General features: G+C 65.2%; 18 protein-coding genes. 8 read left to right on the top strand and 10 right to left on the bottom strand.

The genetic code is table 11. From position 1 onward, the window contains the following. Positions 1 to 142: 142 nt before the first annotated feature. From hpnC to SR858_RS11825, 5 genes are all read left to right on the top strand, one after another. Positions 143 to 994 (top strand): squalene synthase HpnC, encoded by an 852-nt coding sequence (hpnC, locus tag SR858_RS11845; protein ID WP_019921001.1) that lies wholly within the window; start codon positions 143 to 145, stop codon positions 992 to 994. Positions 995 to 1,032: 38 nt separating this feature from the next. Beyond that, positions 1,033 to 1,866 (top strand): presqualene diphosphate synthase HpnD, encoded by an 834-nt coding sequence (gene hpnD / locus SR858_RS11840; protein WP_019921000.1) that lies wholly within the window; start codon positions 1,033 to 1,035, stop codon positions 1,864 to 1,866. Beyond that, positions 1,853 to 3,313 carry a hydroxysqualene dehydroxylase HpnE gene (gene hpnE, locus SR858_RS11835; protein ID WP_019920999.1) on the top strand — a complete coding sequence of 487 codons (1,461 nt, stop codon included), beginning with the start codon at positions 1,853 to 1,855 and terminating at the stop codon, positions 3,311 to 3,313. The genes hpnD and hpnE overlap by 14 nt, the downstream gene beginning before the upstream one ends. 147 nt (positions 3,314 to 3,460) lie before the next feature. Beyond that, positions 3,461 to 4,069 carry a DUF1700 domain-containing protein gene (locus SR858_RS11830; RefSeq protein ID WP_154819807.1) on the top strand — a complete coding sequence of 203 codons (609 nt, stop codon included), beginning with the start codon at positions 3,461 to 3,463 and terminating at the stop codon, positions 4,067 to 4,069. Between the two features lie 10 nt (positions 4,070 to 4,079). Then, on the top strand, positions 4,080 to 4,886 hold the full coding sequence (locus tag SR858_RS11825) for a head GIN domain-containing protein (protein ID WP_019920997.1): 807 nt from the start codon (positions 4,080 to 4,082) through the stop codon (positions 4,884 to 4,886). Between the two features lie 63 nt (positions 4,887 to 4,949). Here SR858_RS11825 and SR858_RS11820 read toward each other — a convergent pair whose 3' ends face one another. Continuing rightward, the gene (locus SR858_RS11820; RefSeq protein WP_040377581.1) at positions 4,950 to 6,233 is read right to left on the bottom strand and encodes a TIGR03862 family flavoprotein; all 1,284 of its coding nucleotides are present in this window, start codon (positions 6,231 to 6,233) and stop codon (positions 4,950 to 4,952) included. Positions 6,234 to 6,266: 33 nt separating this feature from the next. Here SR858_RS11820 and SR858_RS11815 point away from each other — a divergent pair, with 33 nt between their 5' ends. Further along, positions 6,267 to 6,506, top strand: coding sequence for a hypothetical protein (locus tag SR858_RS11815; protein WP_019920995.1), 240 nt, complete (start codon positions 6,267 to 6,269; stop codon positions 6,504 to 6,506). Here SR858_RS11815 and moaD read toward each other — a convergent pair. From moaD to thrC, 3 genes are read right to left on the bottom strand one after another with little or no spacing between them, the layout of a single operon-like run. Further along, positions 6,503 to 6,757 (bottom strand): molybdopterin converting factor subunit 1, encoded by a 255-nt coding sequence (gene moaD, locus SR858_RS11810; protein ID WP_019920994.1) that lies wholly within the window; start codon positions 6,755 to 6,757, stop codon positions 6,503 to 6,505. The genes SR858_RS11815 and moaD overlap by 4 nt on opposite strands. Then, positions 6,757 to 7,980, bottom strand: a complete 1,224-nt coding sequence (locus SR858_RS11805) for a molybdopterin molybdotransferase MoeA (protein ID WP_040377688.1) — start codon at positions 7,978 to 7,980, stop codon at positions 6,757 to 6,759. The genes moaD and SR858_RS11805 overlap by 1 nt, the downstream gene beginning before the upstream one ends. Positions 7,981 to 7,988: 8 nt before the next feature. Continuing rightward, on the bottom strand, positions 7,989 to 9,467 hold the full coding sequence (gene thrC, locus SR858_RS11800) for a threonine synthase (RefSeq protein ID WP_019920992.1): 1,479 nt from the start codon (positions 9,465 to 9,467) through the stop codon (positions 7,989 to 7,991). Positions 9,468 to 9,703: 236 nt separating this feature from the next. On the opposite strand from thrC, the gene SR858_RS11795 reads away from it, so the two are divergent. Beyond that, positions 9,704 to 12,463, top strand: a complete 2,760-nt coding sequence (locus tag SR858_RS11795; protein WP_019920991.1) for a putative bifunctional diguanylate cyclase/phosphodiesterase — start codon at positions 9,704 to 9,706, stop codon at positions 12,461 to 12,463. 6 nt (positions 12,464 to 12,469) lie between these two features. Here the strand turns inward: SR858_RS11795 and SR858_RS11790 are convergent, their stop codons facing one another. Genes SR858_RS11790 through kbl form a run of 3 tightly spaced genes read right to left on the bottom strand, consistent with a single transcriptional unit; the run spans position 12,470 to position 16,134 of the window. Continuing rightward, positions 12,470 to 13,855, bottom strand: a complete 1,386-nt coding sequence (locus tag SR858_RS11790; protein ID WP_019920990.1) for an L-serine ammonia-lyase — start codon at positions 13,853 to 13,855, stop codon at positions 12,470 to 12,472. A 37-nt stretch (positions 13,856 to 13,892) separates the two neighbouring features. After that, positions 13,893 to 14,891, bottom strand: coding sequence for an NAD-dependent epimerase/dehydratase family protein (locus SR858_RS11785; protein WP_019920989.1), 999 nt, complete (start codon positions 14,889 to 14,891; stop codon positions 13,893 to 13,895). A gap of 31 nt (positions 14,892 to 14,922) precedes the next feature. Then, entirely contained in the window at positions 14,923 to 16,134 is a 1,212-nt protein-coding gene (kbl, locus tag SR858_RS11780; RefSeq protein ID WP_019920988.1) for a glycine C-acetyltransferase, read from the bottom strand. Between the two features lie 213 nt (positions 16,135 to 16,347). Here kbl and SR858_RS11775 point away from each other — a divergent pair, with 213 nt between their 5' ends. After that, on the top strand, positions 16,348 to 16,923 hold the full coding sequence (locus SR858_RS11775; RefSeq protein WP_019920987.1) for a helix-turn-helix domain-containing protein: 576 nt from the start codon (positions 16,348 to 16,350) through the stop codon (positions 16,921 to 16,923). Positions 16,924 to 16,942: 19 nt separating this feature from the next. On the opposite strand, the gene SR858_RS11770 is transcribed toward SR858_RS11775, so the two are convergent. The 3 genes from SR858_RS11770 to SR858_RS11760 form a co-directional block, all read right to left on the bottom strand. Further along, positions 16,943 to 18,649, bottom strand: coding sequence for a response regulator (locus SR858_RS11770; protein ID WP_019920986.1), 1,707 nt, complete (start codon positions 18,647 to 18,649; stop codon positions 16,943 to 16,945). Then, complete coding sequence (locus SR858_RS11765; protein WP_019920985.1) at positions 18,630 to 20,162, bottom strand: ATPase domain-containing protein; 1,533 nt, start codon at positions 20,160 to 20,162, stop codon at positions 18,630 to 18,632. The genes SR858_RS11770 and SR858_RS11765 overlap by 20 nt, the downstream gene beginning before the upstream one ends. 72 nt (positions 20,163 to 20,234) lie before the next feature. Continuing rightward, positions 20,235 to 22,382 carry a prolyl oligopeptidase family serine peptidase gene (locus SR858_RS11760; RefSeq protein WP_084669865.1) on the bottom strand — a complete coding sequence of 716 codons (2,148 nt, stop codon included), beginning with the start codon at positions 22,380 to 22,382 and terminating at the stop codon, positions 20,235 to 20,237. Positions 22,383 to 22,460 lie beyond the last annotated feature (78 nt).

Raw genomic sequence — 22,460 nt, 5'->3', positions numbered from 1 at the left:
GAGCGGCTTGAGGCACTACCATTACGGGTTGGAAATAAATGACTTTCCGTTAATTAATTATATGCCGAGCAAACTGGTTTGCAAATGACTTTTAAGTCATTTAATCCGGAAATTTGCCAATTTTGCTTTGGGTCAACACTACATGTCGGTAGAACACTACGAAAACTTCCCTGTCGCTTCCATTTTATTGCCGAAAAGGTTACGCCCGGCCGTCGAGGCCATCTATGCATTTGCCCGCAGCGCCGACGACCTGGCCGACGAGGGCGACGCCACGCCGGAACAGCGCCTGGCGGACCTGACCGCCTACGAAGCTGCGCTCGACCGCATCGCCGACGGCGCCACCGACCACAGCCCCATGTTCGAACGGCTGGCCGTGGTGGTGCGCGAGTACGACTTGCCGCTCGCGCCCATGTACGCGCTGCTGTCCGCCTTCAAGCAGGACGTGACGGTGCACCGCTACGCCACCTACGGCGCCCTGCTCGATTACTGCGCGCGTTCGGCCAACCCGGTCGGGCACCTGATGCTGCACCTGTACGGGCAGGCCACCGAAGAAAACTTGCGCGACTCGAACGCCATTTGCAGTGCGCTGCAATTGATTAACTTCCTGCAGGACGTGGCGATCGACCTGCACAAGGAGCGCATTTATTTGCCGCTGGAAGACCTGAACCGCTACGCCGTCCTGCCCGGCGCGCTCGATGCCGTCGATGCGCGTGCGCGCTGGCGCGCAATGATGAAGTTCCAGGTCACGCGCGCGCGCGCCCTGATGCTGGGCGGTGCGCCGCTGGCGCTGCGCATGAAGGGCCGCATCGGCTTCGAACTGCGCATGGTCGTGCAAGGCGGCCTGAAAATTCTCGATGAGATCGAGCGCGTGCAATACGATGTGTTCCGCCACCGGCCCAAGCTGGACCGGCGCGATTGGGTGGGCGTGTTCTGGTCGGCCGTACGCATGAAGCAAAGGATGAAATCGGCCCCGTTACAGGGCGCGACACTATAAAATAGCGGCTTCGATAGGCCAACCTTGCTTTTTTATTCATGTCCCCCGACGACTACTGCCAGCAAAAGACCGCGCAAAGCGGCTCCAGTTTTTACTACAGCTTCCTGTTTCTCACGCCGGAGCGTCGTCGCGCCATCACTGCCCTGTACGCATTTTGCCGCGAGGTGGACGACACCGTCGATGATTGCACCGACGAGTCGGTCGCCCGCATCAAGCTGGAATGGTGGCGCAAGGAAATCGCCGGCATGTACGAAGGCCGCCAGTCGCACCCGGTCACGCAAGCGCTGCAGCCGCATCTCGCGGTGTACGACCTCAAGCAGGAACACTTGCAAGCCATCATCGACGGCATGGAGATGGACCTGAACCAGACCCGCTACCTCGACTACGCCGCGCTCACGCGCTATTGCTGGCACGTGGCCAGCGTGGTGGGCATCCTGTCGGCCAGCATTTTCGGCGTCACCACGCCGCAAACCCTGCAGTTCGCGGAAAAACTGGGGCACGCGTTCCAGCTCACCAACATCATCCGCGACGTGGGCGAAGATGCGCGCAAGGGCCGCATCTACCTGCCAGTGAACGAATTACAACAATTCGGCGTCACCGCCGCCGACCTGCTCAACGCCCGCCACTCGGAGAAGTTCGAGCAATTGATGGCGTTCCAGGTGGCGCGCGCCCAGCAAGCGTACGACGATGCGTTCGCGCTGCTGCCCAGGCAGGACCGCCGCGCGCAGCGCCCGGGCCTGATGATGGCCGCCATCTACCGCACCCTGCTCGACGAAGTGCAGGCCGACGGCTACCACGTGCTGACCCAGCGCATTTCGCTCACGCCGATCCGCAAACTGTGGCTGGCGTGGAAGACCTATGTCCGTGGCTGACGGCGCCGTGGCTGATCAACCGGGCAGCAATGCAGCTGACAACGCGGCTGAAAAGCGCCTTGTCACCAAGGGAGATTCCGATATCAGCCGCAGCGTTGCCGTCATCGGCGGCGGCTGGGCCGGCTGCACGGCGGCCGTGGAACTGGCGCGCGCCGGTTTCAAGGTCACGCTGTTCGAAGCGGCCCGCGTGCTTGGTGGACGCGCGCGCCGCATCGAAACCGACCGCAAACTGCTCGACAACGGTCAGCACATCCTGCTGGGCGCCTACCGCGAAACCTTGCGCGTGATGCAACTGGTTGGCGTCGACCCGGCCCAGGCACTGTTGAAGCTGCCGCTACAGATGCGCTACCCGCGCGTGGCCGGCGGCCCGGGCGGCATGGATTTCGTTGCGCCAGCCCTGCCGTTGCCGGCGCCGCTGCACCTGGCCGTGGCGCTGCTGCGCAGCCAGGGTCTGGACCGGGCCGACAAGCTGAGCCTGCTGCGCTTTTCATCGACCGCGCGCTGGATGGGCTGGCAGTTGCACCAGGATTGCACGGTGGCCGAATTGCTCGAACGCTACGATCAAACCCCGCGCCTGACCCGCCTGCTGTGGCGCCCACTCTGCCTGGCCGCGCTCAATACGCCGCCGGAACGCGCTTCCGCGCAGGTGTTCCTGGCCGTGCTGCGCGACAGCCTGGGCGCGCGCCGCGCCGCATCCGACATGCTGGTGCCGCGCGTGGACCTCTCGGCGCTGCTGCCCGAGGCGGCCGCCAAATATATCGAGGCGAACGGCGGCTCGGTGCGCACCGGCGCCAAGGTACAGGCGCTGCGCTCGATCGAAGGCCGGCTGTGGCAGGCCGATATCAGCGGCGCGGCCGTGGGCGGCATGTGGAGCACCTATTTCAACGGCGTGGTGGTGGCGACCGGCCCCAACCAGGCAGCGGCACTGCTGCACGGCATCGCCGGCTGCGACACCAGCGCTGCCTGCGCCAGCCTGATCGCACTGGAACCGGAAACCATCACCACCGTTTACCTGCAATTCGCGCCCGATATCCGGCTCGACTTGCCTTTCTACGCCCTGCTGGACGATGCCGACAACCACGAGTGGGGCCAGTTCGTGTTCGACCGCGGCCAGCTCGATCCAGCCCAGGCCGGCCTGCTGGCCGTGGTGATCAGCGCGTCGGCCAGCGCCGCAGCGGAACAGCAGGACTTGCTGGCCGAAGCCGTGGCGGTGCAACTGGCGGTCGCCTTCCAGCGCCCGGACCTGGGCCGGCCGCAATGGTTCAAGGTGATCACGGAAAAACGCGCCACCCATGCCAGCACCCCGGGCCTGGTACGACCTGCCAATGCCACCGGTTTGCCCGGGCTGGTGCTGGCCGGCGACTACACGGCCAGCGATTATCCGGCCACCATCGAATCGGCCGTGCGCAGCGGCGTGGCGGCTGCGCGCCTGCTCAACGGTGCCTGACCGCCTGCGCCCCGGTCGGGCAGCATGCGGCCTGGCGCGCTGGCGGGTCGCCTGTACCGCCATTTACGCAGACTGTCACATGCCTGTGGCGCGGCGCGGCGCTCTTGCGTACAGTGCCAACATCGACAGCAACAACTATTGACCATCATGAAACCCGATTCCTCGCGCCAACCGTCACCGCCGCGCCACATCATCCGGACCGTCGGCTCGGCCATCGGTCTGGCCATCTTTAACCTGTTCATGGTGATTCCGGCGGCGGTGTATGCGTCGCTGCTGCTGGCGGTGTACCTGTCGGCGTTCAGTTTTTACATCGGTGGCGTGGCAGTGACGGCCAGCGGCCTGTCGGGACAAAACGAACTGGCGCTGCAAGGCCCGATCCGCCAGGTGATGGCGCTGACCAATTCGCGCTTCGATACGCGCGCAGAGGAAGAAGAGGCCATGGGCTGGAAAGTGGCGATCACCGGGCGCGGCATCCAGGTGTTCCGCGACGCCGACGCTGGCGGCGCCGGCAACGATGCTGCTACCGGCAGCCGCAACGCCCGCATCTGGGACCGCGCCGAAGCCGTGGCCACCGGCGACATGACGATTACCACCGATTTCGACGGTGGCGCCCGCACCACCCAGACCCTGATCGGCCTCGGACTGGTGCTGGGCGGCATCGGCCTGTGCCTGGTCTGCATCGTGCTCACCCGCTACACGGTAGTGGGCATGCGCCGCTACGCCGCCATGAACGTCTCGCTGCTGCGCGGACACTGAGAGGCCCACCATGCGTTCCCTGATGAAAATCGGCTTCAGCCTGCTGCTGTTTTCCTTCGTGCTGATCGGCATCACCTACAGCATGCTGAAATCGTACGGCGCCGCCAACCCGGCCAGCAGCGCCGGCCGCTCGCTGTCGAGCGAAACCCGCAGCATCAACGCCATGGCCACGGTGGTCGATATCACCGGCCCGATCGACCTGATACTGACCCAGGGCCCTGTCGCCTCGCTCAAGGTGCGCGGCGAGCAGCGCTCGCTGGCCAATATCGGCACCGAGCAGGACGGCCGCGACCTGCACATCGGCACCAAGGGCATGTTGCTTAACCCGCGCCACCGCTTGCAGGTGGAGCTGGTGCTGCCGCAACTGGAGGAACTCTCGGTGCGCAGCAGCGGCAACGTCAAGGTCAGCGGCTTTAACGGTGAGCGCATGGACCTGCAATTGCAGGGTTCGGGCGATGTGGCCTTCAACGGCCGCTATCGCAAGCTCAGTGCGGCCGTGCATGGCAGCGGCAACCTTGCGCTCAATGCCGGCAGCGGCCAGCACGTGGAACTGGAATTGCTGGGTTCGGGCCGCATCACGGCCGCCGGCAGCTGCCAGGTGATGGAGATGCAGCTGGCCGGCTCCGGCACGCTCGACGCGCGCCACCTGGCGGCGGACCGGGTGGAAGTACTGCTCAAGGGTTCGGGCACCGGCCACGTATTCGCCCGCAAAGCTGCCAATCTCGAGTTGCAGGGCAGCGGCAACCTGACCGTGTACGGCAACCCGGATCAGCGTGAGATCAGCCGCAAGGGGTCGGGTTCGGTGCATTGGGAGTAAGCTCCAGCGCCGCAGTACCCGACCGCGACAGGATTACCGCTTCAGGACTTGGCGCAAACAGGATCAGCGGTTCAGCAGTTCTGCGGGGCAGTCGCCTGCTTGGCCGTGCGGGTTGTCCAGCCATGCCAGGGCGTCGCGGCCCGCCGCCATGCCGCTGGCAAAGCACGCGGTGAGCAGATAGCCGCCGGTCGGCGCCTCCCAATCGACCATCTCGCCCGCCACGAACACCCCCGGCGCAGCCTTGAGCATGGCGCCATCGAGCGCCTGCCACATCACGCCGCCGGCGCTGCTGATCGCCTCGTCGATCGGGCGCGGACGCACGAGCCGCACTGGCAGGCGCTTGATCGCGTGCGCCAGCAAGTGCGGATCGCCATACGATTCCTTATCGAGGCACTCGCGCAGCAGCCCCGCCTTGACGCCCTTGAGGCCGAGCCTGCTTTGCAGGTGGCTGGCCAGCGAACGGGCGCCGCGCGGGCGCGCCACTTCATCGAGCACCCGTTCCGGCACCAGGTCGGGCAGCAGGTCGAGATACATCGTCGTGTGGCCGCTGGCGGCGATCTGGTCGCGCATCGCGGCCGACAGCGCATAAATCAGGCTGCCCTCCACGCCGCCGGCAGTCACCACGAACTGGCCCTGGCGGCGGAACTCGCGCCCGTCCGCACCGACCGAGGTGATTGCCACCGTGGTCAGCGGCTCGCCGGCGTAACGCTCGCTGAAATGCGCGCTCCAGTCCACGTCGAAGCCGCAGTTGGCCGGAACCAGGGGCGCTACCGCCACGCCACGCGCCTGCAGCAGCGGAATCCAGGCGCCGTCCGAGCCGAGCCGCGCCCAGCTGCCGCCGCCCAGGGCCAGCACCACGGCATCGGCCCGCACGGTCAACTCGCCATCGGGCGTCTCGAATACCAGCGCGCCGTCGGCGCTGCGCCAGCCCGTCCAGCGATGGCGCATGTGAAACCGCACGCCGTGCTCGCGCAGCCGGTGCAGCCAGGCCCGCAGCAGGGGTGCGGCCTTCATATCGGTAGGGAACACCCGGTTGGAACTGCCGACAAAGGTCTGCACACCGAGGCCGTGGATCCACGCGCGCACGGCCTCGGGGCCGAAAGCGTCGAGCATCGGGCGCAGCGACGCGGCCTGCGCGCCATAGCGGGTGACGAAATCGGCATACGGCTCGGCGTGGGTGATGTTCATGCCGCCGCGACCGGCCAGCAGGAACTTGCGGCCGACCGAGGCCATGGCATCGTACACATCGACCTGCGCCCCGCCCTGCGCCAGGGTTTCGGCGGCCATCAGGCCCGCCGGGCCGCCGCCGATGACGGCGACGCGAAAAGATGGCACACTAGGCTGCATGGTGTTCAATAATCAAAATGAGAGGGAGACTGCATGGGCGCATTGTTCTGGCTGAAACGCTACCTGTTGGCAGCGTTGCCGCTGTTCGCGATCCTGGCCGCCGCGGAATGGTTCAAGGGCTCCACCACGCGCGACGATTACCTGAGCGCCGCGCTGTGGGCCATGGCCGCCGCCGGAATTTTTACGTACGGTCACTGGCGCCGCTACCGCCTGGCGTTGCCATGCGCCAGCTGCGACGACGTCGGCGCCGGCACCAGGCCGGGCGAGCGCTAACCGCCCGTCACCGGCGGGAAAAACGCCACTTCCGCGCCGTCCGGCACCGGGGTGGCGGCATCGCACATCACCTGGTTGCAGGCCATGCGCAATGCCGGACTGGCCAGCGCACCGCGCCAGTTGGCGCCGCGCGCGGACAGGTGCTCGCGCAGGTCGCCCACCGTGGCCACTTCCACCGGCAGAACCAGGGTGTCGCTGGAAACGCCCACGGCTTCGCGCACGCTGGCAAAAAATTTTACGGTAACCGCCATCAGGACATCAACTCGCTGAACGGGATGAACCGGACCAGGTCGCCTTCGGCGATGGTGCGGTTGGGGGGATTGTCGATCACGCCGTCGCCCCAGACGGTGGACGTGAGCACGCCCGAACTCTGGTTGCGGAACGGTTCCAGCCCGCCGCCGGCGTTGATGCGCGCGCGCAGGAACTCGTTGCGGCGGTCGGCCTTGGGCAGATTGAAGTCCGCCCGCATGGTAAACGCGCGCGGCGCCACCGTGCCCTGCACGCCTTGCAGGCGCAGGATGAACGGCCGCACGAACATCAAAAACGTGATGAAACTCGACACCGGGTTGCCGGGCAAGCCCACGAAGGCGGCCTGCCCCACTTCGCCAAACGCCAGCGGCTTGCCGGGCTTGATGGCAATTTGCCACATGGTGAGGCGCCCTTCCGCCTCCACGGCCGGCTTGACATGGTCTTCCTCGCCCACCGACACCCCGCCCGACGTGATGATCAGGTCGTGGCCATTGGCGCAGTCACGCAGTACGGCGCGGGTGGCATCCAGTGTATCGGGCACGATACCGAAATCGGTGATCTCGCAACCGAGGTTTTCCAGCAACGCGCGCAGCGTAAAACGGTTGGAGTTGTAGATGGCGCCGGGCGCCAGCGGTTCGCCGGGCATGGTCAGCTCGTCGCCGGTAAAGAACACGGCCACGCGCAGCTTGCGCCGCACCGGCAGCGTTGCCAGGCCGACCGATGCGGCCAGGCCCAGCTCCTGGCTGCGCAGGCGCGCGCCGGCCGGCAGGATGGTGCTGCCGCTGGTGATGTCTTCGCCGGCACGGCGTATCCACTCGCCCGCTTTCGGCGTGTGGCGAATGATGACGGTGTCGCCGTCGGCGCCGCCCACTTCGCACTGCTCCTGCATCACGACTGCATCGGCCCCTTGGGGAATCAGCGCGCCCGTGAAGATGCGCGCGGCGGTACCGGCCTGCAAAGGCTGGCCGACACGGCCGGCCGGGATGCGCTGCGACACCTTGAGCACGGCGTGACCGCTGATGCAGTCGGCCGCGCGCACGGCGTAGCCGTCCATCTGCGTGTTGTCCTGGCCGGGCACGTTCATGCCGGAGACCTGGGCCTCGGCCAGCACGCGGCCGTTGGCCTCGAGCGTGGGCACGGTCTCGATGTCGGCCACCGGACGGGCGGCGGCCAGCATCTGCGCCAGCGCCTCGGCCATGGTCAGCATCGGCTTGGGGGCGTGCATGGCGCCGCTCACAGGCCGGTGTTGGCGGCGATGTAGGCTTTCATCGCCTCCACGTCGGCCTTCATGACCACGAATTTCTGTGGCAGGTCCTCGATATTTTCGAAGCCTTGCGGACGTTCGGCGTCTTCGCCCAGCGCGTCGAGGATGGTCTCGTTGAACTTGGCGGCCAGCGCGGTTTCCAGCACGATCATCGGCACGCCCGGTTGCAGGTGTTCGCGCGCCACCTTGATGCCGTCGGCGGTGTGGGTGTCGATCACGATGCCGTAGTCGTCGGCCACGTCGCGGATGGTGTCGAGGCGGTCGTCGTGGGTGGATTTGCCCGACTTGAAGCCGTACTTGGACACCAGTTTGAACTCGTCGCCGTCGCTGCCCGGTTTGCCGGACAGATCGAAGCCGCCGTGGGTTTCCACCTTGTGGAACAGCGCGCGGGTGCGGTCGCCATCGCGGCCCACCAGTTCATAGACGAAGCGCTCGAAGTTGGACGCCTTGGAGATGTCCATCGACGGGCTGCTGGTGTGATAGGTCTCGGACGACTTGCGCACGCGGTACACGCCGGTGCGGAAGAATTCGTCGAGCACGTCGTTTTCGTTGGTGGCGGCCACCAGCTTGTCGATCGGCAGGCCCATCATGCGGGCGATGTGGCCGGCGCAGATATTGCCGAAGTTACCCGACGGGACCGTGAACGACACTTTCTGGTTGTTTGCCGTGGTCGCTTCGAGGTAGCCGCGGAAGTAGTACACCACCTGCGCCACTACGCGGGCCCAGTTGATCGAGTTGACGGTACCGATCTTGTGGCGCGTCTTGAAGTCGAGGTCGTTCGAAACCGCCTTGACCATGTCCTGGGCGTCGTCGAACACGCCTTCGATGGCGATGTTGTAGATGTTGGGATCCTGCAGGCTGAACATCTGGGCGGTCTGGAACGCGCTCATTTTTTCGTGCGGCGACAGCATGAACACGCGGATGCCCTGCTTGCCGCGCATCGCGTATTCGGCCGCGCTGCCGGTATCGCCGGAGGTGGCGCCGAAGATGTTCAGTTCCGCCTTCTGCTTGGCCAGCGCGTATTCGAACAGGTTGCCCAGCAGTTGCATGGCCATGTCCTTGAACGCCAGCGTGGGGCCGTTCGACAGCGCTTGCAGCATCAACTTGGTGCCATTGCCCTCTTCCAGCACGCGCAGCGGCGTGATGCGCGCCGCGTCGTCATCGGGACGGGCGTTGCAGTACACCTCTTGCGTATACGTTTTGGCGGTGAGCGCGCGCAGGTCAGCTTCCGGAATATCGGTGGCGAATTTGCGCAGGATTTCAAACGCCAGTTCGGCGTACGACAGCTTGCGCCAGGCATCGATTTCGGCGCCGGTCACCTGCGGGTACTCGGCCGGCAGGAACAGGCCGCCGTCGGTGGCCAGACCGCCGAGCAGAATGTCCGAGAATTGTTGGGAGTTCGACGATGCGGCCGGCGAAGAGGCGGCGCGGGTAGAGACGTATTGCATAGATGAGAGAAGTCCGGTTGTACTGGCAACAAAATGGCGGAACGCTGCAAAATGAGCGGATATTATAGTGCGCCACGGCGATTGCGGTGAAGATCGTTGTTTTATGGCGTACTGAAAGGCCCCGCACGCACGCCGCCGGGCATTTCAGCATGCGTGCGCTGGCCTCGCTGTCTTTGAGGCAATATACTGCATACGTCAGATTTTCCAGGGTTTCAAGGCGCCTGCCGCCATTCATTATGAAGTTGCCAGTTTCCCGTCAGCCCGCGCCCAGGCAGTTCGTCAACATCCTGTGGGCCTGTTTCGGCGCCCTGTTCGTCGTCACCATCGCCTTCCTGCTCTACGTCTGGACCGAAAAGCGCATCGACCACGCCAACCAGCAGCGCTACGCCTCGCGTACGCTGATCGAGGAGCTGCGCCAGTCTTCCGACGACCTCACCCGCATGGCGCGCAGCTACGTGGTCACCGGCGATCCGCAATACCGCCGCCATTACCAGGAAATCATCGACATCCGCGACGGCCGCGCGCCGCGCCCGCAGGGCTACGACAATGTGTATTGGGACCTGGTCGTCGAAAGCGGCCGGCGTCCGCGCCAGCCCGGCGCCGCCGTGCCCCTGATGGACCTGCTGCGCGAGGCCGGCTTTACGGCGGCAGAACTGCGCCTGCTCACGCGCGCCAAGGACGAATCGGACCGCCTGACCGGGATCGAGAACAAGGCGCTGGCCATGCGCGACTTCGGCGGTGACGATCCCGACGCGCTCGCTGCCGCCCGCGCCATGCTGTTCGATGCCAGCTACCACCGCGCCAAGGCCGCCATCATGCTGCCGATTGCCCAGGTGACCGAGAGCGTGGAACACCGTACCCTGCGCGCGGTGCAGAACACGGCGCTGCAAGCCAATGGCGCGCGCCTCGGCTTCATCCTGTTCGCGCTGGTGCTGGTAGCGCTGCTGTGGCGCGCCAAGCGCCGGCTCGATGCCACCCTGGGGTGCTCGGTGGACCAGTTGCAGCAGGAGATCCGCCGACTGGGGCGCGGCGACATCACCGAACCGCCGCCGGTACCTGACCATGCGCGCGACAGCGTGCTGGCATGGCTGGCCGAAACCCGCCACAACCTGGTGCGGGTGGACCAGGAACGCACCGACGCCCTGGCCCGGGCCCGGCGCCTGGGCAAGCTGTACGCGGCGCTCAGCCAGTGCAACCAGGCCATCGTGCGCAGCCGCGACGAGCAGGAGCTGTTCGACAGCGTGTGCGACGCCGTGGTCTCGCACGGCGGCATGTCGCTGGCCTGGATCGGCCTGATCGATCCCGCATCGCTGCGGGTGACGCCGGTGGCCGGCGCCGGTGACCATATCGACTACCTCAATGCACAGCATATCTCGGTCGATCCGGCACTGCCGGAAGGTCGCGGCCCGGTCGCCGCCGCGTATCGCGACGACGCGCCGTTCTGGTGCCAGGATTTCGGGCAGACGCCGCAGTCGCCGCAGTGGCGCAAGCATTTCGAGCGCTGCGGCTGGCGTGCAGCCATGTCGATTCCGCTGCATCGCGACGGCGCCATCACGGGTTTTTTCTCGGCCTACTCCACCGCGACCGGCGCCTTCGACCCCGAGGTGCAGTCGCTGTTCATCGAGATGGCCAGCGACATCGACTATGCGTTGAAAAACTTCGACCGCGAACGCCAGCGCGAACAGACCGACCAGCGCATCCAGTATCTGGCCCACTTCGACACCCTCACCGGCCTGCCCAACCGCGCCCAATTGCAGGAGCACACGCTGCAATCGCTGGAACGCGCACGCATTCATCGCACGCCGCTGGCATTGATGATGCTGGACCTCGACCATTTCAAGGACATCAACGACTCGCTGGGCCACAGCGTGGGCGACGGGCTGCTGTGCGAGCTGGCCAAGCGCCTCGGCCATGCGATCCGCGAGGGCGACATGGTGGCGCGCCTGGGCGGCGACGAATTCATCTTCGTGCTGCAAGGCGCCGGCGCCCAGGAAGCCACCGATGCGGCGCGGCGCGTGATGGAACTGATCGCCCAGCCGTTCCGGGTGGGCATCCATGATCTGAAAGTGACGGCGTCGATCGGCATCGCGCTGTGCCCCGACGACGGCGACGACATGGAAAACCTGCTGCAGCGCGCCGACGCCGCCATGTACCAGGTCAAGCGCGCCGGCCGCCACGACTACCGCCTGTTTACCGCCGCCATGCACCTGCGTGCGGCGCGCCACCTGCAGCTGGTCAACCTGCTGCGCTATGCGATCGAGCGCGACCAGCTGCGCGTGGTCTATCAACCGCAGGTGTCGCTACTCGACCAGCGCATCGTCGGCGCCGAAGCGCTGCTGCGCTGGAGTACGCCGGAACTGGGCGACATCTCGCCGGTAGAATTCATCCCCGCCGCCGAAGACAGCGGCCTGATACTGCAGATCGGCGCCTGGGTGCTGCGCCAGGCGGTGCGCCAGGCGCGGGCGTGGCTCGACGCGGGCCTGGCGCCGCTGGTGATGGCAGTGAACCTGTCCGCCACCCAGTTCCGCAACACCGACCTGCCGGAACTGGTGTCGCAAATCCTGTTCGAGGAAGGTCTGCCGCCCGAGTACCTGGAGCTGGAACTGACCGAAGGCGTGGCCCTCCACGACCCGCAGGGCGCAATCACCATGATGAATCACCTGCACGAGCGCGGCATACGGATGTCGATCGACGACTTCGGCACCGGTTACTCGTCGCTGAGCCACCTGAAGAAATTCAAGGTTTATAAATTGAAGATCGACAAGTCGTTCGTGCGCGACATCAGCACCGATGCCGAGGACAAGGCGATCGTCAGCGCCATCATCAACATGGCGCGGAGCCTGGGATTGAAGACGATTGCAGAGGGAGTGGAGACGGCGGAGCAGCTGGCGTTTTTACAGCAGCAGCATTGCGACGAAATGCAGGGTTACTACTTCAGCAAGCCCGTGGCGCCGCTGGAGTTCCAGGGCTTGCTCGAAGGTGGCAAACTGCTCTGAGAAAATTCAGCAGGCAGCGTGGTTGACGGTGATGACGTGGATGGCGAGACCGCCCAGCGAGGTTTCCTTGTACTTGGCCTGCATGTCGGCGCCGGTCTGGCGCATGGTCTCGATCACCTCGTCGAGACTGACGAAGTGGGTGCCGTCGCCCTTGAGCGCCAGCGACGCGGCGGTAATTGCCTTGACCGCGCCCATGCCATTGCGCTCGATGCACGGAATCTGCACCAGGCCGCCGATCGGATCGCACGTCATGCCCAGGTGATGCTCGATGCCGATTTCGGCGGCGTTTTCAATTTGCAGGTTGGTGCCGCCCAGCGCCGCCACCAGGCCGGCAGCGGCCATCGCGCACGCCACGCCCACCTCGCCCTGGCAGCCGACTTCGGCGCCCGAGATCGACGCGTTGCGCTTGCACAGCATGCCGATGGCGGCTGCCGTGAGCATGAAGTCGCGGATGCCGGTGACCGGATCGCTTGGTTTGCAGTCCTCCGCGTAGTAGCGCAGCACCGCCGGGATGATGCCGGCCGCGCCGTTGGTGGGCGCCGTGACCACACGCCCGCCGGCAGCGTTTTCCTCGTTGACCGCCATCGCGTACAGGCTGACCTGGTGCAGCGCGTCGTGCGGCAGGTGATTCGCCGGCACTACATTCGATTGCGCCTGCTGCCATAACCGCGCCGCGCGGCGCTTGACCTGCAGGCCGCCCGGCAGGATGCCGGCGGTTTCCAGGCCGTGGTTGATACAGTCGCGCATGACGTGCCAGATGCGGTCGATGCCGGCATCGAGTTCGGCGTTGCCCAGGCGCGCGCACTCGTTGGCGCGCAACATCTGCGGAATCGTCAGGCCGCTGGCCTGGCCGTGCGCCAGCAGCTGGTCCATGGTGTCGAACGGGTATGGCAGCACGGGGCGCGCGGTATCGGGCGCCGCCTGCTGCGCCTCCCCTTCCTCGCGGATAAAGCCGCCGCCCACCGAGTAATACACCTTGCTGGTGGTCGAACCGTCGGCGCGGGTGAGCGTGAAACGCATGCCGTTCGGGTGCTCGGCCAGCGACTCGGCCATGTGAAAGACCAGGTTGACGCCGCGCTTGAACGGCACCATGTGCCCGCCCAGCAGCGCCAGCTGGCCGGCCGCTTCGGCGGCGGCCAGTTGCGCATCGACCTGCGTCGGCACCACGCCCTGCGGGGTTTCACCCATCAGGCCCAGGATCACCGCCTTGTCGGTGGCGTGGCCCACGCCGGTCAGCGCCAGCGAGCCATACAGCTCGGCGGTGACGCTGACGGCGTCATCGAGCGGCGCGCAGTCCAGCAAAAAGCGGCGCGCCGCCACCATCGGTCCCACCGTGTGGGAACTCGACGGTCCTATGCCGATCTTGAACAGATCGAATACGCTCATGTCCATCAGTGTCTCTCGTTGTAGTTTTATATGATGGTTAAATTTACGCGGCCTGACCAAGCTGGACATTAACGTTGGCCAGCATGTCGGCCACCATGGCGTCGATGCCGATGCGCGCCCTCCAGCCCCAGTCGGCGGTGGCCACGGCGTCGTCGAGGCTTTGCGGCCACGAGTCGGCAATCGCCTGGCGGCTGTCCGGCTGGTAGCCGATCTTGAAGTCCGGTACCGCGCGGGTGATCGCGGCGGCCAGTTGTTCCGGGTTGAACGATACGCCGGCCACGTTGTAGGACGAGCGCACTTTCACCTGTTCGCTTGGCGCTTCCATCAGTTCGATGGTGGCGCGGATGGCGTCGGGCATGTAGATCATCGGCAGCGTGGTGTGCGGGCCGAGGAAGCATTCGTAGCGTTCGCCGCGCAGCGCCGAGTGGAAGATCGCGATGGCGTAATCGGTGGTGCCGCCGCCCGGAGGCGATTTAAAACTGATGATGCCCGGATAGCGGATGCTGCGCACATCGACACCATACTTGATGAAGTAGTACTCGCACAGGCGTTCGCCGGCCAGTTTGCTGATGCCATAGATGGTGGTCGGGTCCATCACCGTGGTTTGCGGCGTGTTCACCGCCGGGGTGTTGGGGCCGAAGGCGGCAATCGACGACGGCCAGAACACTTTCAATGGCTTGCCAATGGCGCCGCGCTCGCGCGCCACTTCCAGGATGTTGAGCAGGCCGTCCATGTTCAGGGTCCAGGCCTTGAGCGGGGCTGCCTCGCCGGTGGCCGACAGCATGGCCGCCAGCTGGTACACCTGGGTGATGCCTTCGCTGGTGACCAGCGCCGACAGCGCTTCCTTGTCGAGCACATTGAGCGTCAGGTAGCGCGCCGCGTTGTACAGGTTGGTGGGGCTGATGTCGGCGGCGAAGACGTTGTCGGCGCCGTGGCTGGCGGCCAGCGCCTCCACCAGTTCGCTGCCGATCTGGCCGTTGGCGCCGATGACGAGAATACGTTCGGCGTGAATGCGTTCGGCGCTTGGGGTAGTGATGTTCATGTGATTCCTGACGATGTGCATATTATTGGTTTTACGCTGCCTGGTTCAGCAGGCCAAGTTCATTGCCGGCCTGCTCGAAGGCCTTGAGCACCGTATCGAGCTGCTCGCGGGTATGGGCGGCGGACAGCTGCACGCGCACGCGCGCCTGCCCCATCGGCACTACCGGATAGAAGAAGCCGGACAAGAGCACGCCCAGCTCGTACATGCGGGCAGCGAACTTTTGCGCCACCGGTGCGTCGAACAGCATCACCGGCACCACCGGGTGCGTGCCCGGCTTGATGGTGAAGCCGATGCGCTCGATCTCCTTGCGGAAATAGGCAGTATTCAGGTGCAGGCGGTCGCGCAATTCGGTCGATTGCGACAGGCGCTCGAGCACTGCCAGCGAAGCACCGGCGATCGACGGCGCCAGCGTGTTGGAGAACAGGTAAGGACGCGATTTCTGGCGCAGCATGTCGATCACTTCCTTGCGCGCCGACGTAAAACCGCCCATGGCGCCGCCCAGGGCCTTGCCCAGCGTGCCGGTGATGATGTCGATGCGGCCCATCACGTTGTGGTGTTCGTGCGTGCCACGGCCGGTAGCGCCCATGAAGCCGGAAGCGTGGCATTCGTCGATCATCACCAGCGCGCCGTACTGGTCGGCCAGGTCGCAGATCTTGTCCAGTTGGGCGATGGTGCCGTCCATCGAGAACACGCCGTCGGTGACGATGACTTTATGGCGCTTGCCGGCGGCCGCCTGCAGCTGCTTTTCCAGGTCGGCCATGTCGTTGTGGGCGTAGCGGAAGCGCGCAGCCTTGCACAGGCGGATGCCGTCGATGATCGATGCGTGATTGAGCGCGTCGGAAATGATGGCGTCGTTCTCGTCGAACAGCGGCTCGAACAAGCCGCCGTTGGCGTCGAAAGCCGCTGCGTACAGGATGGTGTCTTCGGTGCCCAGAAACTTGGAAATCGCCTGTTCCAGCTGCTTGTGCACGGTCTGGGTGCCGCAGATGAAGCGCACCGACGACAGGCCGTAGCCGTATTGTTCGGTGGCGTCGATCGAGGCTTGCGCCACCCACGCTTCGCCCGACAAACCGAGGTAGTTATTGGCGCACATATTGATCAGGGTGCGGCCGTCCTGGCCCACCACTTCGGCGCCCTGGCGCGACGCCAGCACCCGCTCCGGCTTGAACAGGCCATCGCTGCGCAACTGGTCGAGGGTATGCTGCAGGCCGGTGAAGAAGGTGTTTTTGGCGTCGATGCTCATGGTGGTCCCTTGTCTGATGGTTCTGGGGTAGCGGGTATGGTACGATTGCGACACGTTTTCACTGCCTCGGCAGAAATTCGCTATGTCGAACTAAAATTCAATATAGTGGATATTACAGAGAACCAGTGCACTGCGCAAGCCGGAACCATGCGGAAATAGCCGCCGGTTGCCGGCAGATTCATCCGCAATTTAGTCCATCCGCCGAATAAAACAATGCAAACACCTGTTTCGACGAACGCCCCGCCCGAAGTCGGCGCCGCCCTGCAACGCCTGCGCCTGGCGCGCGGCCTCACGCTCGAGGATCTCTCGCGCATTGCCGGTGTGTCGAAGTCGATGCTCTCGCAGATCGAACGCGAAAAGGCCAATCCGACGATTGCCATCACCTGGCGCCTGGCCAACGCGCTGGGCGTGCCGATCGGCGACCTGCTGGCTTCGGCCGAAAAGGAAACCGCCACCATCCGCGTGCTGGAAGCCCACGAAACCCCCACCCTGCCCGGCAACCACGCCGGCTACGTGCTGCGCATCCTCGGCCCGATGGAACTGGCCGGCAAATACGAATGGTACGAACTGACCCTGGCCCCGGGCGGGGAACTGGCCTCGCAAGGCCACGACCCCGGCGCCCAGGAACACCTGACCCTGCTGCATGGCTCGGTGGAAGTGGAAGTTGGCGCGGACAAGAAAAAAGTCAAACTGGGCGCCACGGCACGCTACCCGGCCGATATGCAGCACGTGATCCGCAACGTGGGCAAGGCCGAGGCGAAGGCGTTGATGGTGGTGATCCACCGCTGAACGCCAGTAAAAGCCGGCCCTACCGCCGCAACGCCTGATCGACGGTCGCCGCCAGTTGCCCCAGGTGGAACGGTTTGCGCAGCACGGTGTTGGCGCCGATGACGGCGTCGATCGCCTCCATGTCGGCGTAGCCGGTGGCGATGATCATGGGCAGGCCGGGGAACTCGATGTTGGCGGCAGCGACCAGCTGGGCGCCGGTCATGCCGGGCATCAGGTAATCGGTGATCATCAGGTGCGGCTTGGCGCGCCGGAGTTCGCGCAGGCCCGCTTCGCCGTCGTCGGCCTGGCTCACCTGGTAGCCCAGCGTCTCGAGCAGTTCCACCATCGACTGCCGCACGGATTTGTCGTCTTCCACCACCAGGATGCGCACACCGGCGCCGGCCGGCTTGGGGGCGATCGCCAGCGGCGCGTTCGCCTCCGCCTCGGCATGCTGCGCCAGTTGCAGCCAGATCTCGATGGTGGTGCCGCCACCGTCGGCGCCCACGATGCGCGCCGTGCCGCCCGACTGCTGGGCCATGCCATAGACCTGGCTCAATCCCAGGCCGGTACCCTTGCCCACGCTCTTGGTGGTGAAGAACGGCTCGAACACCTTGCCGATGATGGCCGGGTCGATGCCGGGACCGTTGTCGGTCACGGCGATGCGGCAGTAACGGCCCGGCGGCAGCAGCCCTTCCGGCGCACTGGCCACGCTGGCGCTTACCGCCAGCCTGCCGCCGCCGGGCATGGCGTCGCGCGCGTTGATGGCCAGGTTGAGCAGCGCCATTTCCATCTGGTTGGTGTCGGCCATGACCAGGCCCACATCGTCGGCCACGTCGAACACCAGCTTCACGCCGCTGCCCAGCGACGTCGCCATCAGCTCGCGCACACCGTCGAACATGGCGCGCACCGGCGTGGCGCGCAGGTTCAGGCGCTGGTTGCGCGAGAACGCCAGCAACTGGCTGGTCAGCTTGCCGCCACGCTCGCAGGCGCGGCGCGCCACCTCGGCCTTATTGCGCGCATGGGGGTCTTGCGACAGCAGCAGGATCAGGTCCATGCTGCCCTGGATCACATTGAGCAGGTTGTTGAAATCGTGGGCGATGCCGCCCGTGAGACGACCGACCGCTTCCATTTTCTGCAACTGCACCATGGCCAGCTGCACTCGTTCGCGTTCGATCACTTCGTTCATCAGGCGGTCGTTGGCCTGCGCCAGCGCACGCGTGCGTTCTTCGATGCGCGATTCGAGCGTCTCGTTCAATTGCAGCAGTTCGGCGCGGCTGTCGCGCAGGCTGTCGGAGGCCAGCGTACGCTCGGCCAGGATGCGGCGCGACTCGTACTGGCGCCGCCGCGCGCGCAGCGCGGAAGCGGCGGCGCTGCGCAAGGTCTCGGCATTGAGCGGACGTTCGAGCAGGATGATGTTGCCCAGCTGGTCGAACGTGCTGCGCGCGGCCTGGGTATGACCGCCGCCCCTGGCCACCAGCACCACGAACGGAAAATCGGACCACGGCTCCTGGGTGCCGAGCCAAGCCAGCAGGTGTTTGACGCTGGAGTCGCGCAGTGCTTCCTCGGCGATCACGCAGGCGCCGGCGCCATGCTGCAGGCCGGCCACCAGCGCTTCCACATTGGCCACCGCGCCGCCGGCAAACCCGTCGCGCAGCAAGACCTGGTGGATCACCTCGGCGTCGCGCCCATGGGGCGCGAGGATCAGGATCCGCTCCTCGATGGCGGAATCAGGCGCGGACATCGGCATCGGTCGCCATCATGGGTGTGGCGCCGCGGTAGGTGGGCAGGCCGGTGAGCACGCCCTCGAAACCCTCGAGTGCCGGGCCGATGGCCAGGCCACCGCTGCCCAGCACCAGCTCGTGTATGGTCAGCGCATGGTCGGCGGTGCGGCTCTTGATCACCGTGAGCGCGCGGCGCAGCCTGCCGTTCGATTCGAAAAAGCGCACCAGCACCGTGGTGTCGCTCATGTAACTGAGATCGACGTCGGTGCGCACCTCGCCGATCACCCCGTGCTGGCCCAGTACCAGCACCGTGGTCACGCCCTGCTGGTTCAGGTACGACAGCAGTTCATGCATCTGCAAGGTGAGGAAATGCTCGCCGGGCATGGCCTGCAAATAGGCGTTCAGGCTATCGATGACGATGAACTTGACGTTCGCGCCCTCGACGGCGTCGCGCAGCATCTGGGCGAATTCGCCCGGCGCCAGTTCGGCCGGATCGATATGGTGCATCTTGAGCTGGCCGCTCTCGGCGTAGCTGCGCAGTTCCATTCCGAGCGCGGCTGCGCGGGCAAAAAAGGTGCCCAGTCCCTCGTCGAACAGGTAGAACGACGCCCTTTCGCCGCGTTCGAGCGCCGACAGCAGGCAGCGCACCGACATGGTGGTCTTGCCGATGCCTGACGGCCCGACGATCAGGGTGTTGGTGCCGGAAGCGAGGCCGCCGCCCAGCAGCGCATCGAAACCGTCGGAACCGGTGGAGCTGACGTGGGCGCTGTACGGGCGATGGTGCTCGGCGGCCACCAGGCGCGGGAAGATTTTCAGGCCGCCCGTCTCGAGGATGTAGTCGTGGTAGCCGCCACGGAACTTGGTGCCGCGCATCTTGATCACGTTGACGCGGCGACGCTCCTTGCCGAATTCCTGGGCGATCTGTTCGAGGCTGATGACGCCATGGGCCAGGCTGTGCAGCTGCTGGTCGGGCGTATTCGATTTATCGTCGAGCAGCAGCACGGTGCAGTCGCGCTGCGAGAAAAACTGCTTGAGCGCGAGGATCTGGCGCCGGTAGCGCAAGGGATTTTGCGCCAGCAGGCGCATCTCGGACAGGCTGTCGAACACCACGCGCAAGGGCTTGAGCGCATTGACGCGTTCCATCACGCTGCGCGTGGTCTCGCCCAGTTCCACTTCCGACGGATGAAACACCGATTGCTGCGCCTCGGGATCGAGCGAGGTATCGTTGACCAGCTCAAACACGTCGATGCCAGCCATGTCCCAGCCGTGGCTTTCCGCCACGGCATCGAGTTCATCGGCGGTTTCCGACAGCGTGATGTACAAGCCGGTCTCGCCGCGCGCCACGCCCTCGAGCAGAAACTGCAGGCCCAGCGTGGTCTTGCCGGTACCCGGGGAGCCCTCCACCAGGTACACGCGCTGCGCCGTCAAGCCGCCGCACAGGATGTCGTCCAGACCATGGATGCCGGTCGAAATACGCGTGGTGGGCTGGCGCTTGCTGCGCGTGGCGATGGCAGTGTCATGGGTCGGAGGAGTCGTCATAAAATCGGCAGTGGTGGAAACTATGACCAATAGTAATTCCACCACAACATTTTTTATGTTCGCTATCGAACCTTACTTGCCATCCATGTGCAAGGCGCGGGTGAGGAAGCCCCAGCGATCGGCCACTTCCTCGATCTGCTTGGTGGTCGGCTTGCCGGCGCCGTGGCCCGCCTTGCTGTCGATCCGGATCAGGATCGGCGCGGCGCCCGGCTGGCCCGCTTGCGCAGCCTGGGCGGCGGCAGCAAACTTGAAGCTGTGCGCCGGCACCACGCGGTCGTCATGGTCGGCCGTGGTGATCATGGTCGCCGGGTAGCATGCGCCTTTTTTCAGGTTGTGCAGCGGCGAATATTTAACCAGCGCCTTGAACTCGTCGGCGTTGTCGGACGAGCCGTAGTCGGACGTCCAGGCCCAGCCGATCGTGAATTTATGGAAGCGCAGCATGTCCAGCACGCCCACTTGCGGAATCGCCGCCGCAAACAGGTCCGGACGCTGGGTCATCGCCGCGCCCACCAGCAGGCCGCCGTTGCTGCCGCCGCCGATCGCCAGCTTCGACGGCGACGTCACCTTGTGCGACACCAGCCATTCGGCCGCGCCGATGAAGTCGTCGAATACGTTCTGTTTTTTCAGCTTGGTGCCCGCCTCGTGCCACGATTCGCCGTACTCGCCGCCACCGCGCAGGTTGGCCATCACATAGACGCCGCCCATTTCCAGCCAGGCCAGGTTGGCCACCGAGAAGGTGGGCGTGAGCGAGACGTTGAAGCCGCCGTAGCCGTACAGATAGGTCGGGTTGCTGCCGTCGTACTTGATGCCCTTCTTCGAGACGATGAACATCGGCACGCGGGTGCCATCGCGGCTGGTGAAGAATTCCTGGCGCGTTTCATAGCCGGCCGGGTCGAAGTCCACCTTGGGCTGGCGATAGACGCTGCTCTTGTTCGTCTTGAGGTCGTGGCGATAGATGGTGGAAGGCGTGGTAAAGCTGGTGTACGAATAGAAGGTCTCGGTGTCGGTGCGCTTGCCCGAGAAGCCCGAGGCGGTACCGAGGCCCGGCAGCTTGACGTCGTGCAGCGGCTTGCCGCGCAGGTCGAATACCTTGACCAGGCTGTGGGCGTCGCTCAGGTAGTCCACCAGCAGCTGGTTGTTGACCAGCGATGCGGAGACCAGCGTGCTGCCGCTTTCGGGCACGATCTGCTTCCAGCTCAATACCGCAGGCTTTTTCACGTCGATGGCGACGATGCGGCCGCGCGGCGCGTTGCGCTCGGTGTGGAAGTAGAACACCTGGCCGTCGTTGCCGACGAAATTATAGGCGGCGTCGAAATCTTCCAGCAGGCCGACCACCTTGCCGTCCTTCTGTTTCAGGTCCTTGTAAAACACGCGGTTCTTGTTCTCGGTACCCTGCGAGGCGGTGATCACCAGGAAGCGGCCATCTTCGGTGACCTGGGCGGAGAAGCCCCAGTCCTTGTTGTCCGGGCGATCGTACACCAGCGTGTCCGCGCTTTGCGGCGTGCCGATCTTGTGGAAGTACAGCTTCTGGAAGTAGTTGACGGCGGCCAGCTTGCCTGCTTCGGTCGGCTCGTCGTAGCGGCTGTAGAAGAAGCCGGAACCGTCGTGCAGCCAGGCGGTGTTCGAGAACTTGACCCACTTGATATGGTCGGCCACGTCCTTGCCGGACTCGATATCGCGCACGCGGATCTCGTTCCAGTCCGAGCCGGAGGCGGCGGTGCTGTACGCGAGGTATTTGCCGTTGGGGCTGACCGCCAGGCCTGCCAGCGCCACGGTGCCGTCGGCGGCCAGGGTGTTCGGGTCGAGCAGTAATCTCGGCATGTCGGCCAGCGACTTCATGGTGTAGAGCACGGCCTGGTTTTGCAGGCCGTCATTGCGGCTGTAGAAATAGCGTCCGCCTTCCTTGAACGGCACGCTGAAACGCTCGTAGTTCCACAACTTGGTCAGGCGCGCCTTGATGGCGTCGCGGCCGGGAATCTGTGCCAGGTAACCTTGCGTGAGCTTGTTCTGTTCCTGCACCCAGGCGGCAGTATCGGCGCTGTTGGCGTCTTCCAGCCAGCGGTACGGGTCGGCCACGGTGGCGCCGTGGTAATTATCCTGCTGCTCCACGGTGCGCGTAACCGGGTAGTCCATGGCCGGCCAGTTGCCGTTGCAGGTTTGCGCCAGGGCGGCGCCTTGCGTCAAGATCAGGGAAGCTAAGAGGGTCAGTCGTCGTGGCATTGCGATCCTTGGTTTTTGAACAGAACGGATGTGTTCGGCAACCAGATCATAGCCTGAAGTGTGACAAATATGACACGC

The organism is Duganella zoogloeoides (assembly GCF_034479515.1).
GTDB classification, from domain to species: domain Bacteria; phylum Pseudomonadota; class Gammaproteobacteria; order Burkholderiales; family Burkholderiaceae_D; genus Rugamonas; species Rugamonas zoogloeoides.
Note: the sequence above shows the minus strand (reverse complement) of the source record. Positions and strands in the feature narration are given on the sequence as shown.

Excerpts from the sequence above, each read along its gene's own strand:
- hpnC (WP_019921001.1), top strand. The coding sequence starts at position 143 with ATGTCGGTAGAACACTACGAAAACTTCCCTGTCGCTTCCATTTTATTG.
- hpnD (WP_019921000.1), top strand. The coding sequence starts at position 1,033 with ATGTCCCCCGACGACTACTGCCAGCAAAAGACCGCGCAAAGCGGCTCC.
- hpnE (WP_019920999.1), top strand. The coding sequence starts at position 1,853 with ATGTCCGTGGCTGACGGCGCCGTGGCTGATCAACCGGGCAGCAATGCA.
- SR858_RS11830 (WP_154819807.1), top strand. The coding sequence starts at position 3,461 with ATGAAACCCGATTCCTCGCGCCAACCGTCACCGCCGCGCCACATCATC.
- SR858_RS11825 (WP_019920997.1), top strand. The coding sequence starts at position 4,080 with ATGCGTTCCCTGATGAAAATCGGCTTCAGCCTGCTGCTGTTTTCCTTC.
- SR858_RS11820 (WP_040377581.1), bottom strand. The coding sequence starts at position 6,233 with ATGCAGCCTAGTGTGCCATCTTTTCGCGTCGCCGTCATCGGCGGCGGC.
- SR858_RS11815 (WP_019920995.1), top strand. The coding sequence starts at position 6,267 with ATGGGCGCATTGTTCTGGCTGAAACGCTACCTGTTGGCAGCGTTGCCG.
- moaD (WP_019920994.1), bottom strand. The coding sequence starts at position 6,757 with ATGGCGGTTACCGTAAAATTTTTTGCCAGCGTGCGCGAAGCCGTGGGC.
- SR858_RS11805 (WP_040377688.1), bottom strand. The coding sequence starts at position 7,980 with ATGCACGCCCCCAAGCCGATGCTGACCATGGCCGAGGCGCTGGCGCAG.
- thrC (WP_019920992.1), bottom strand. The coding sequence starts at position 9,467 with ATGCAATACGTCTCTACCCGCGCCGCCTCTTCGCCGGCCGCATCGTCG.
- SR858_RS11795 (WP_019920991.1), top strand. The coding sequence starts at position 9,704 with ATGAAGTTGCCAGTTTCCCGTCAGCCCGCGCCCAGGCAGTTCGTCAAC.
- SR858_RS11790 (WP_019920990.1), bottom strand. The coding sequence starts at position 13,855 with ATGGACATGAGCGTATTCGATCTGTTCAAGATCGGCATAGGACCGTCG.
- SR858_RS11785 (WP_019920989.1), bottom strand. The coding sequence starts at position 14,891 with ATGAACATCACTACCCCAAGCGCCGAACGCATTCACGCCGAACGTATT.
- kbl (WP_019920988.1), bottom strand. The coding sequence starts at position 16,134 with ATGAGCATCGACGCCAAAAACACCTTCTTCACCGGCCTGCAGCATACC.
- SR858_RS11775 (WP_019920987.1), top strand. The coding sequence starts at position 16,348 with ATGCAAACACCTGTTTCGACGAACGCCCCGCCCGAAGTCGGCGCCGCC.
- SR858_RS11770 (WP_019920986.1), bottom strand. The coding sequence starts at position 18,649 with ATGCCGATGTCCGCGCCTGATTCCGCCATCGAGGAGCGGATCCTGATC.
- SR858_RS11765 (WP_019920985.1), bottom strand. The coding sequence starts at position 20,162 with ATGACGACTCCTCCGACCCATGACACTGCCATCGCCACGCGCAGCAAG.
- SR858_RS11760 (WP_084669865.1), bottom strand. The coding sequence starts at position 22,382 with ATGCCACGACGACTGACCCTCTTAGCTTCCCTGATCTTGACGCAAGGC.